Origin of the sequence: Ideonella azotifigens (assembly GCF_006519715.1) — a bacterium.
Lineage (GTDB): Bacteria > Pseudomonadota > Gammaproteobacteria > Burkholderiales > Burkholderiaceae_C > Ideonella > Ideonella azotifigens.
In genome coordinates, this window is the sequence record NZ_VIDT01000655.1 from 1 (window position 1) to 3,009 (window position 3,009).

Here is a 3,009-nt window from a genome sequence, read left to right on the forward strand (position 1 = left end):
CGCGAAGCAGCCGCTGGTGGAGATCCTGATGCTGGGCGGCAGGCTGTTCCGCCACTCGGGCGTGAACGTGGGCGCCACGGTGATCGAGGCCGCGTCCCGGCTGCGGGCCGACCTCTACTTCATGGGCGTGACCGGTGTGCACCCAGAGACCGGCCTGAGCACCGGTGACGATGAAGAGGCTGCTGTCAAGCGCGCGCTGCATGCCCGCGCCGCCGAAACCGTGGTGCTGGCTTCCAGCGAAAAGCTGATGGCCGCCTCGCCCTTCCTGGTCGCGCCGCTGGCCGACATCAGCCAGTTGCTGGTGCCGGCCACCACCCCCGAGCGCACGCTGAAGGCGCTGCGTGCTGGTGGCGTGAAGGTACAGCGCGCGGCATGAGGCACTTCCATCGGGGGCCTCAAAGTCGCAACGGCGGGCGCTAATGGCGTCGCGGCGTGCTGATGCGCATGCGGGCTGGTCAACCCCTCAGGCGCCATCGGCCAGATCGCGCCCGTGCTAGGCCGTGAATCCGAAAGCGCTTGCGGCGAGCGTGAGGCGCGAGCGCAGCCACTTTCATCATTGACATTGAGGATCCCGTTCGCGACGAACCACAAATCACATGCCACATTTGAAGCCGGTAAACCTGCACCTCGCGGAAAACCCACCAGAATGCCACTGCTGCTTTTGTCGTCAGGACCGCACGGCATGAAAACAAAGTCAATCGCCCGGATCGCCAGCGTCCATGCGGCCCCGCGGCCCATCACGCCTCCGGTTTTACGGAGACGGCCGGCGATGTTCGCCAGCAAAACTGTCGCCCGATAAAGAAGTTAGCCCTTTCACATCCGATCATGCCGACACTATCTGCAAACCTAGTACTGAGTCGCTGCCCTCATTGCTCCGTTGCAAATCCCAATTTGCAACGGAACCATCATTTCGACACGAACAACCACCTTAATAGCCGTCCGCGAAAGTGGGCAACCTATATATGCGGCAGCTGCGGCGGGGTAGTTACTGCATGGGCTGCAAACCACGGCACCGATGTTGGAGAGCACTTCCCTCGAGCTCATCAGGTGGATGAAGATATTCCAGATCGTCCACGCGCCTTTCTACAACAAGCTAATGAGAGCCTGCATGCACCTGCCGGCGCAGTTATGCTTGCGGCAAGTGCCGTTGATTCGATGCTCAAGCTGAAAGGCTACACGAACGGCAATTTGTATTCGAGAATCGAAAAGGCTGCGGCCGATCACATCATTACAAGCGATATGGCAACTTGGGCTCATGAGGTTCGGCTTGATGCCAACGATCAACGGCATGCAGACGAAGCAGCCGCGCTCCCGACAGAGGAAGACGCCAAGCGAGTCATTGATTTTGCCGCTGCATTGGCGGAAATCATGTTTGTTCTACCCAGCCTAGTTCAACGTGGCCTGCATCCAAAGGGCTAACCCGCCGCTCCAAGGGACGCCCGAGAAGCTGCGCTTCTGGTTCCCTCCGGCCTGCGGCCTGCGGCCTCCGGTCGCCCCTGAGCTAGCACGTTAGGCAGCACAACCCATGTCCTCCGCTATCGAACCGCTGCTAAATGCTATTGCGGCCAGCCCGTTTAGAGTCGCGCCGGATGCGGAAGAACAGCTGGCGGCGGTCATCGCAGGTCACCGGGTCACTCTTGAATTCGGAGATGAACCTACACTGTTTGCAAAGTTTGTTCCATCGAGGGCGGTAGTCCGGTTGGGTACGCCATTTCTTGAAGTTCTATGGGCGGCTTCGTACTCGTTCATTGTTATCTTCGACGAGTACGAGCAGGCGAATAAGCGAAAGGACGAGTACTTTCACGTAGGCGCATCCCACCGTACGGCCATCGCGTATTCTCTCCATCGTCAGCTACTGGAAGCCCACATAGCCAAGATCCGGATTCCGTGGCCGCTACCCGAACTGTCACCAGTTCGGTTCCCAGCTCCCGATACCGACGGACATGTAGCAAACGAACTCTTTCTAACGGCCGTCTCTTGGCTGATACACCACGAAATAGCACACGCGCGCCTTGACCACGGAGAACTAGAAACTGTGGAGTCGGTGCTTCAAGAATCCGATGCGGACCGCGCTGCTACAGATTGGGTTTGTCGTGACACAACGGAATCTGGTCCATTGTTCAAGCGTGCACTCGGAATTGCATGCGCCAATCTTCACTTACTTGCATACGATCTACAACAGAACAGAACCCGCTGGACGACACATCCTCCGACATACGAGAGGCTGCTCGTAAACCTCGACCGCATTGGGCTCGAAGACAACCACAAAGTCTATGCATTTGGATTCGTCTTACTAGAGATACTCCTCGCCCACCATGGGATCGGGGTCACAGTTGATCGCACGGTGAGCTTTCACGAAATGCTAGCCAACGCATGCTTCACCGTCCGTGACCTCGGTGCTGCCTAACGAATAAGGCTAGATCGCGCGAAGCCGCGATCTGAGCCGGTTGTTGGACAAGCCCGGTGATGTGCGTGACGGGATGGGTTTGTGGCGCTCTGCAAACAGCTTTTGGGGGCTGTTGGCGAGGCCAGTCCGCGAGGGCGACGGGACGCCTCTGCGGTGGATGTCTCAAATGGGTGCGGGCGTTTTGAGTGCTGCATTCGAGACGATTGGCTGGCAGCTTGGGGGAATCCGACGGTCAGGTCTCCCCTTTCCCCCGCGCATCTGCGCCGGCTTGGCACCTGAAGGTCTGACGCGGGGAAGTGGAAGACCTGAACCCGGATTCCCTCTGCACGCCCGCACCGCCGAAGCCGTGGTGCGGGCTTGCGGCGAAAAGCGGATGGCTGTCTCGCCCTTCTCGGCAGACCCACTGGCCGCCATCCGCCAGCTGCTGGTGCCTGCCGCCACGCTGGCGCGCACGCTCAAGGCGTTGCGCGCCAGCGGCGTGACCGTCACAAGGGTTGCCTGACTGCCATGCGCCGGCGGTTTCGGCCCGCCCCGCTCAGCGCCCGTAGCTGGCCTCCAGCGTGGCGCTGCCGAGCCGGTTGGCCTGGATCATGTAGCCGACC

Annotated in this window: 4 protein-coding genes; all 4 read left to right on the top strand. The window is 60.1% G+C overall.

Annotated elements, in window-relative coordinates; translation table 11 throughout:
- On the top strand, window positions 1-376 hold a 376-nt coding region (locus FKP22_RS25740), incomplete at its 5' end, for a DeoR/GlpR family DNA-binding transcription regulator (RefSeq protein WP_141290629.1).
- A gap of 671 nt (window positions 377-1,047) precedes the next feature.
- Entirely contained in the window at window positions 1,048-1,419 is a 372-nt protein-coding gene (locus FKP22_RS33550) for a DUF4145 domain-containing protein (protein ID WP_211361588.1), read from the top strand.
- 106 nt (window positions 1,420-1,525) lie between these two features.
- Window positions 1,526-2,407, top strand: a complete 882-nt coding sequence (locus tag FKP22_RS25750) for a phage exclusion protein Lit family protein (RefSeq protein WP_141290634.1) — start codon at window positions 1,526-1,528, stop codon at window positions 2,405-2,407.
- Between the two features lie 373 nt (window positions 2,408-2,780).
- A complete protein-coding gene (locus FKP22_RS34290; protein WP_259372463.1) occupies window positions 2,781-2,909 on the top strand; it encodes a hypothetical protein in 129 nt (42 codons plus the stop codon).
- Window positions 2,910-3,009 lie beyond the last annotated feature (100 nt).

What these genes read in the sequence shown, in the direction of transcription:
- FKP22_RS34290 (WP_259372463.1), top strand. Translation starts at nt 2,781, where the DNA reads ATGGCTGTCTCGCCCTTCTCGGCAGACCCACTGGCCGCCATCCGCCAG.
- FKP22_RS25750 (WP_141290634.1), top strand. Translation starts at nt 1,526, where the DNA reads ATGTCCTCCGCTATCGAACCGCTGCTAAATGCTATTGCGGCCAGCCCG.